This window comes from Pseudonocardia thermophila (assembly GCF_900142365.1).
Classification (GTDB): Bacteria; Actinomycetota; Actinomycetes; order Mycobacteriales; family Pseudonocardiaceae; genus Pseudonocardia; species Pseudonocardia thermophila.
The window spans coordinates 57,908-65,984 of sequence record NZ_FRAP01000028.1 but is presented as its reverse complement, the minus strand read 5'-3'; the positions used below and the strand labels follow the sequence as shown (position 1 = coordinate 65,984).

At 73.7% G+C, this 8,077-nt stretch carries 7 protein-coding genes and 1 pseudogene; all 8 read left to right on the top strand.

Features of this window, described 5'->3' with window-relative positions:
• A pseudogene (locus BUE41_RS27745) lies at nt 1–321 on the top strand (allantoicase); the annotation flags it as partial.
• Nucleotides 321–1,100, top strand: coding sequence for a hydroxypyruvate isomerase family protein (locus BUE41_RS27740; RefSeq protein ID WP_073460299.1), 780 nt, complete (start codon nt 321–323; stop codon nt 1,098–1,100). The pseudogene BUE41_RS27745 and the gene BUE41_RS27740, both read left to right, overlap by 1 nt.
• The gene (locus tag BUE41_RS27735) at nt 1,097–2,005 is read left to right on the top strand and encodes a 2-hydroxy-3-oxopropionate reductase (protein WP_073460298.1); all 909 of its coding nucleotides are present in this window, start codon (nt 1,097–1,099) and stop codon (nt 2,003–2,005) included. Before BUE41_RS27740 ends, BUE41_RS27735 begins: the two co-directional genes overlap by 4 nt.
• Entirely contained in the window at nt 2,002–3,780 is a 1,779-nt protein-coding gene (gcl, locus tag BUE41_RS27730; protein WP_073460297.1) for a glyoxylate carboligase, read from the top strand. Before BUE41_RS27735 ends, gcl begins: the two co-directional genes overlap by 4 nt.
• Entirely contained in the window at nt 3,777–4,886 is a 1,110-nt protein-coding gene (locus tag BUE41_RS27725) for a glycerate kinase (RefSeq protein WP_073460296.1), read from the top strand. The genes gcl and BUE41_RS27725 overlap by 4 nt, the downstream gene beginning before the upstream one ends.
• Entirely contained in the window at nt 4,883–5,344 is a 462-nt protein-coding gene (gene uraD / locus BUE41_RS27720) for a 2-oxo-4-hydroxy-4-carboxy-5-ureidoimidazoline decarboxylase (protein WP_073460295.1), read from the top strand. Before BUE41_RS27725 ends, uraD begins: the two co-directional genes overlap by 4 nt.
• Nucleotides 5,341–5,643: a hydroxyisourate hydrolase gene (uraH, locus tag BUE41_RS27715; RefSeq protein ID WP_073460294.1), complete on the top strand. Its 303-nt coding sequence runs from the start codon at nt 5,341–5,343 to the stop codon at nt 5,641–5,643. The genes uraD and uraH overlap by 4 nt, the downstream gene beginning before the upstream one ends.
• A gap of 243 nt (nt 5,644–5,886) precedes the next feature.
• Nucleotides 5,887–8,043: a DEAD/DEAH box helicase gene (locus BUE41_RS27710; protein WP_073460293.1), complete on the top strand. Its 2,157-nt coding sequence runs from the start codon at nt 5,887–5,889 to the stop codon at nt 8,041–8,043.
• Nucleotides 8,044–8,077 lie beyond the last annotated feature (34 nt).

Genomic DNA, 8,077 nt, shown 5'->3' with positions numbered 1-8,077 from the left:
GAGGTCGCGCTCGCCTGCGAGGGCACGATCGCGGTCGCCGAGCTGGACACCAGCTGGTTCCTGCACAACGCACCCGCCGCCGCACAGCTGTCCGGCCGCACCGCCGACGGCGAGTGGCGCGAGCTGCTCCCCCGCACCGCGATCGCACCCGACAACCGCAACCGCTTCCTGCTCACCGACGCGAGCCCGTGCACGGCCGTGCGCCTGGACGTCTTCCCCGACGGCGGGATGGCCCGGCTCCGCCTGCACGGCACCCCGACCGAGGGTGGTCACGCGGCACTCTCCGCCCGCTGGAACTCCGCCCGCTGGAAGGACACGTGATGATCCGCTACTCCGTCAACTGCTCGATCCTGTTCACCGAGCTGCCGCTGCTGGAACGGCCCGCCGCCGCGGCCGCCGCCGGGTTCAGCGCCGTGGAGTTCTGGTGGCCGTTCGCCTCCGCCGCCCCGGCCGACGCCGAGGTGGAGGCGTTCGCCCGGGCGATCGAGGACGCGGGCGTGACGCTCTCCGCGCTGAACCTCGCCGCGGGCGACATGGCCGCGGGCGACCGCGGGCTGATCTCCTGGCCGGGCCGGGAGAGCGAGGTGCGCGACAGCATCGACATCGCGGCCGCGCTCGGCAAGCGGCTCGGCACGATCGCGTTCAACGCGCTCTACGGCAACCGGCTGCCCGGCGTGGACCCGCGCGACCAGGACGACCTCGCCGTCGACAACCTCGGCCGGGCCGCGGCGCTGCTCCCCGGCACCGTGGTGCTCGAACCGCTCTCGGGGGTGCCGGAGTACCCGCTCAAGACCGCCGCGGACGCGATCGCGGTCGCCGACCGGGTCGGCGTGCCGCAGGTCGCCCTGCTCGCCGACCTGTACCACCTGGCCGTGAACGGCGACGACATCCCGGCGGCGATCGCCGAGTACGCCGACCGCATCGGGCACGTGCAGATCGCCGACGCCCCCGGCCGCCACGAGCCGGGCACCGGCGAGGTGCCGCTGTTCGACCACCTCGCCGCGATCGCCGCGGCCGGCTACAGCGGCTGGGTCGCCCTCGAGTACGTCCCGTCCACCACCTCCGCGCGCGCGTTCGACTGGATGGAGGAGCACGGATGAGCACCGTCGCGTTCATCGGGCTCGGCATCATGGGCGCCCCCATGGCCGGGCACCTGCTGGCCGCGGGGCACGACGTGATCGGCTACAACCGGTCCCCGGCGAAGGTGGAGACGCACGTCGCCCGCGGCGGCCGGGCCGCCTCCAGCGCCGCCGACGCCGTCCGCGCCGCCGACGTCGTGATCACGATGGTGCCCGACAGCCCGGACGTCGAGGACCTCGCGCTGGGCGAGGACGGCATCTACGCCAACGCCAAGCCCGGCACCCTCCACATCGACTGCTCGACGATCCGGCCCGACGTCGCCCGCCGCATCGCCGAGGCCGGCGCTGAACGCGGCGTCCGCGTCGTCGACGCGCCGGTGAGCGGCGGCGAGGCGGGCGCGATCGAGGGCACCCTCTCGATCATGGTCGGCGGCGCCGACGACGACGTGGCCGCGGCCCGCCCGTACCTGGAAGCGATGGGCTCCACGGTGGTGCACGTCGGCCCGCCCGGGGCCGGCCAGACCGTGAAGGCCGCCAACCAGCTGATCGTCGCCGGGAACATCCAGCTGCTGGCCGAGGCGCTGGTGTTCCTGGAGGCCCACGGCGTCGACACCGAGGCCGCGACGCGGGTGCTCGGCGGCGGGCTCGCCGGCAGCGCCGTGCTCGACCGCAAGGCCGCCGGCATGCGCGCCCGCACGTTCGCGCCGGGCTTCCGCATCGACCTGCACCACAAGGACCTCGGCATCGTCACCGCCGCCGCCCGCGAGGCCGGCGTCGCGATCCCGCTCGGCGCCCACGTCGCCCAGCTGGTCGGGTCGCTGCGCGCCCAGGGCTACGGCGGGCTGGACCACAGCGCACTGCTCCTGCAGGTGCTGCAGCTCTCCGGACGTGCCGAAGACGAGGAACCGGGAAGGACCGAGTCATGACCCGCATGCGCGCCGTCGACGCCGCCGTCGCGATCCTGGTCAAGGAGGGGGTGCGGCACGCCTTCGGGCTGCCCGGCGCGGCGATCAACCCCTTCTACTCCGCCCTGCGCGCCAACCAGGCGGCCAGCGGGGTGAGCATCCGGCACATCCTCGCTCGCCACGTCGAGGCCGCCTCGCACATGGCCGAGGGCTACACCCGGGCCACGCCCGGCGCGATCGGGGTCTGCGTGGGCACCTCCGGCCCGGCCGGCACCGACATGATCACCGGCCTGTACTCGGCGTCGGCCGACTCGATCCCGATCCTCGCGATCACCGGGCAGGCACCCGTCTCCCGGCTGCACAAGGAGGACTTCCAGGCCGTCGACATCGCCGCGATCGCCGCACCCGTCACGAAGTGGGCGACCACGGTGCGCGAGCCCGGCCAGGTGCCCGGCGCGTTCGCCAAGGCCTTCCACGTCATGCGGTCCGGGCGGCCCGGCCCGGTGCTGATCGACCTGCCGATCGACGTGCAGCAGGCCGAGATCGACTTCGACGTCGACACCTACGAGCCGCTGCCCGTGCACCGCCCGGCGGCGACCCGCGCGCAGGTGGAGAAGGTGCTCGACATGCTGGCTGTGGCCGAGCGCCCGCTGATCGTCGCCGGCGGCGGCGTGATCGGCGCCGACGCGTGCGCCGAGCTCGTGGAGCTGGCCGAGCTGCTCGACGTCCCGGTGATCCCGACGCTGATGGGCTGGGGTGCGATCCCCGACGACCACCCGCTGATGGCCGGGATGGCGGGGCTGCAGACCGCGCACCGCTACGGCAACGCGACCCTGCTCGCGTCCGACTTCGTGCTGGGTATCGGCAACCGCTGGGCCAACCGGCACACCGGCGGGCTGGACGTCTACCGGGCGGGCCGCACGTTCGTGCACGTCGACATCGAGCCGACGCAGATCGGGCGGGTGTTCGCCCCCGACTACGGGGTGGTGTCCGACGCGGGTGCGTTCCTGCGCGAGATGCTGGCCGCCGCGCGGGAGCGGGAGCTGCCGCGGCGCACGGCGTGGGTGCGCGAGTGCGCCGAGCGCAAGGGCAGCATGCAGCGGCGCACCCACTTCGACGACGTGCCGGTGAAGCCCCAGCGCGTGTACGAGGAGATGAACAAGGCGTTCGGGCCGGACGTCCGCTACGTCACCACGATCGGGCTGTCCCAGATCGCCGCGGCCCAGCTGCTGCACGTCTACCGGCCGCGGCACTGGATCAACGCCGGGCAAGCGGGCCCGCTGGGCTGGACCGGCCCGGCCGCGATCGGGGTGTGCGTCGCCGACCCGGACGCGACGGTGGTGGCGCTCTCCGGCGACTACGACTTCCAGTTCATGATCGAGGAGCTGGCGGTCGGCGCCCAGTTCAACCTGCCCTACCTGCACATCGTCGTGAACAACTCCTACCTGGGGCTGATCCGGCAGGCGCAGCGGGCGTTCGACATGGACTACTGCGTCCAGCTGGGCTTCGACAACATCAACTCGCCCGAAGTGGACAAGTACGGCGTCGACCACGTGAAGGTCGCCGAGGGGCTGGGCTGCAAGGCGATCCGGGTGACCGATCCGCGCGAGCTCGGCGCGGCGTTCGACCGGGCGCGCCAGCTGATGGCGGTGCACCGGGTGCCGGTGGTCGTCGAGGTGGTGCTGGAACGGGTCACGAACATCGCGATGGGCACCGAGCTGGACGCCGTCGTGGAGTTCGAGGACTTGGCCCGCACCGCCGCCGACGCCCCGACGGCGACGATCCCGCTGTCGTGAGCCGGTACGTCCTGGTCGCGCCCGACAAGTTCAAGGGCTCGGCCACCGCCGCCGACGTCGCCGCACACCTGGCCGCCGGGCTGCGCGCGGGCGGGGTGCTCGCGCTGGAGCTGCCGGTGGCCGACGGCGGCGACGGCACCCTCGACGCGGCCCTCGCCGCCGGTTTCCGGCGGGTCCCGGTGTGCGCGACCGGGCCCACCGGCCTGCCCGTCCACACCGCGGTCGCGGTCCGCGGCGGCGTCGCCGTGGTGGAGCTGGCGAGCGTGTCCGGACTGGTCCTGCTGCCCGACGGCCCGGACCCGCTGCACGCCACCAGCCGCGGCACCGGCGAGCTGCTGCGCGCCGCGCTCGACGCCGGGGCGACGCGGATCGTGCTGGGCGTCGGCGGCAGCGCGTGCACCGACGGGGGCACGGGCATGCTGGCCGCGCTGGGCGCCCGCTTCCTCGACGCGCACGGCGTCGAGCTGCCCGACGGCGGCGGCGCCCTCGCCGATCTGCACGACGTGGACCTGTCCGGGCTCGATCCCCGGGTCGCCGAGACCGAGATCGTCCTGGCGAGCGACGTCGACAATCCCCTGGTCGACGCGCCCGCCGGCTACGGGCCGCAGAAGGGTGCTACCCCAGCCGACATCGCCCTGCTGGAACGCGGTCTCGCCCGGCTGGCCGATCTGATCGACCCGGCTGCCGCCCGGCTGCCCGGGGCCGGAGCCGCCGGCGGGGTCGGCTTCGCCGCGCTCGCCGTGCTGGGCGCTCGGATGCGGCCCGGGATCGAGGTGGTGCTCGACGCGGTCGGGTTCGCCGACGCGCTGGCCGGGGCCGCGCTCGTCGTGACCGGGGAGGGGCGGTTGGACGCGCAGACGCTGCACGGCAAGGCCCCGGCCGGGGTGGCCGCGGCCGCCCGCGCGGCCGGGGTCGGGGTGGTCGCCGTCTGCGGCGTGTGCGAGCTGGACGACGCGCAGCTGGCCGCGGCGGGGTTCGCCGCGGCCTACGCGTTGACGCAGTGGTGCCCGGACGAGCACCGCTGCATGGCCGAGCCCGGCCCGCTGCTCGAGGAGGTCGGTCGCATGCTGGCCGGGACATCACTGGTAGGAACCGCACTCATATGAACCTCGAGAAGTTCAACGCGCTGCCTCGCGACCTCGCGATCGCCGCGCTGCTCGACTGCTGCGCGGCGCCGGGCTGGGCCGCGCGGGTCGCCGATGCCCGCCCCTTCCCCACGGTCGAGGCGCTGCTCGCCGCTGCCGACACCGCCCTCGAACCGGCCGATCTCGACGCCGCGCTGGCCGGGCATCCGCGCATCGGCGACCGCTCGGTCTCCGGCCGCTCGGCGAAGGAGCAGCGCGGGGTGGGCGACGACGTCGCGGCCGAGTTCGCCGCCGCCAACGCCGCATACGAAGCGCGGTTCGGCCGGATCTACCTGGTCTGCGCCTCCGGGCGCAGCGGCGCCGACCTGCTCGCCGACCTGCGCCGCAGGCTCGGCAACGACCCGGAGACCGAGGAGCGCACTGCGCTGCGGGAGCTGGCCGCCATCAACCGACTCCGGCTGGAGGACGCGTTCGCATGAGCCTGTCCACGCACATCCTCAACGCCGTGACCGGCCGCCCCGCGCCGGACGTGCCGGTGCGGCTGGAGCGCGCCGGGGCCGTCCTCGCCGAGGCCCGCACCGACGCCGACGGTCGAGTGCGCGATCTCGGCACGCTCACCACCGGTGTGCACCGCCTGGTGTTCGACAGCGCGGCCGTCTTCCCCGACGGGTTCTACCCCGAGGTGGTCGTGACCTTCACCGTCACCGATCCGGACACCCACCACCACGTGCCGCTGCTGCTGTCGCCGTTCGCGTACTCCACCTACCGCGGCAGCTGAGCGGCGGGCGCTATCATGGGGAGACCCGGCGGCAAGAGTGGGTTGTAGCGGAGAGCCGCCGGGCGACAGAGCGAGTTCGACGGGCGGTCGCACGGTCCTTCTGCGGTCCGGGGCGCCGACGACGTCGATCTCCAGCGGTGTCCGGGTGGCTGGCTCGCGTCCCGGATGAGCTGTTTCGGCCCGCGTGCGGTGCCGACGCGGTGGCCGCAACCCTCTGCCGACCATCCCCGGAGGAGGAGTTCGTTGGCACGACGAGGCCAGCCCCAGACCAGGGCTCGCCGCAGCGCCCCGCACAACCGGCGGCGCGAGAACGAACGCACCGACGTCGCGTCGGTGCTGGCCCACGCCGTCCGGGAGATCGACAACACCGTCCGCGCCGGCCGGATCGGCCTCACCACCCGCGCGAAGTTCCAGGCCGTCGCGCTGCTGCTGCGCGAGGAACGGGCCCGAGTGCGCGCCAACGCCGACGGCAGCATCACGAACCAGACCGAACAGCTCAAACGGCTCGACGGGATCGCCACGACGATGGCCAAGACCGCCGTCCGCGACGCCGGGCTGCTCGCCCTGCTCGACGAGGACGCCGAGGTCTCCGCGGACGCCCGCGCCATCAAGCGGGAGCTGATGCAGGCGGCCGGCATCGAGCCGCCCCCCGAGGAACCGTCCGCGGCCGACCGCGCCGCCGAGGCGAAGAACCGGGTCGTGCCCCGCTCGGTCATCGCCCGTCAGCTGGCCAACCCGTTCCTCGCCCCCGACTTCAACGCACCCCGCACGCCGCAGCCGCGCACCACCCGACTCGCGACGTGGGAGCTGCTCGGCCCGCTGCTGCGCTCCTTCGAGCGCGCCGCCAACGGCGCACCGACGTCGATGGCGCTGCCCGAGCGCACGGTCATGCGCACCCCGCAGGGCCGGGAGCTGATGCCGCACCAGGCGCAGGTCGTCACCGCCGCCGCGAACGGGCACCGCACGTTCCTGCTCGCCGACGAGCCGGGCCTCGGCAAGACCGCGCAGGCGCTGCTCGCCGCCGAGGCCGCGAACGCCTACCCGCTGCTCGTCGTCGTACCGAACGTCGTCAAGACCAACTGGGCACGCGAGGCGGGCATCTGGACCCCGCGCCGGCCGGCGACCGTGATCCACGGCAACGGCGAGGACATCGACGGCTTCGCCGACATCATCATCGTCAACTACGAGGTGCTCGACCGGCACGTCGGCTGGCTGGGCGACTTCGGGCTGCGCGGCATGGTGGTCGATGAGGCGCACTTCATCAAGAACAAGTCGTCGCAGCGGTCGCAGAACGTGCTGTACCTGGCCGACAAGGTCCGGGCCCGCTGCACGCGCCCGCTGATGATGGCGCTGACCGGCACACCGCTGATCAACGACATCGAGGACTTCCTGGCGATCTGGCAGTTCCTCGGCTGGATCGACGAGAAGAAGCCGCGCGCGGAGCTGATGGCGGCACTCGACGACACCGGCTACACCCCGGCCGATCCGGAGTTCTACCCAGCGGCGCGGCAGTGCGTCGTCGACATGGGGATCGTGCGCCGCCGCAAGATCGACGTCGCCGCGGACATCCCCGCCCGGCGCATCGCCGACCTGCCCGTCGAGCTGGACGGCCCGGCCGGCCGGTCGATCCGGGCAGCGGAGCGCGACCTGGCCCGCCGCATGGTGGCCCGCTACGAGGCGGCGCTCGCCGCCCGTGCCGAAGAGGGCGGCGAGGTCGTCACCGAAGGCATCGACCGGGAGCTCGTCGACCAGGTGGCGCGCTGGGAGCTCAAGGACGCCGCCAACGCGAAGGCGGGCGACAACGTCTTCACGATGATGCGGCGCATCGGCCGGGCGAAGGCCGAACTGGCCGCCGACTACGCCGCCCAGTTGGCCCGCAGCGCCGGCAAGGTGGTGTTCTTCGCCAAGCACATCGAGGTCATGGACGCGGCCGAGGCGACGTTCGCCGCGCAGGGCATGAAGTTCACCTCGATCCGCGGCGAGCAGACACGGACGGTCCGCCAGCGCAACATCGACGCGTTCGTGAACGACCCGAGCGTGTCGGTTGTGGTCTGCTCGCTCACCGCGGCAGGGGTCGGGGTGAACCTGCAGGTGGCGTCGAACGTCGTGCTCGCGGAGCTGTCCTGGACGGCGGCCGAGCAGACCCAGGCGATCGACCGTCTCCACCGCATCGGCCAGACCGAGCCGGTCACGGCGTGGCGCATCATCGCGGCGCAGACCATCGACGCCCGCATCGCCGAGCTGATCGACGGCAAGGCCGGGCTGGCCGCGACCGCGCTCGACGGCTCCGACGTGGAGATCTCCCCGTCCACCGACGTCCAGCACGCGGCGCTGGTCGCGCTGCTGATCGACGAACTGTCGAAGGACCCGAAGCACGTGCCGCTGGGGAGCACCGTCTGATCACGATCCGCTCATCGGGCCGCGGTACGCGGTA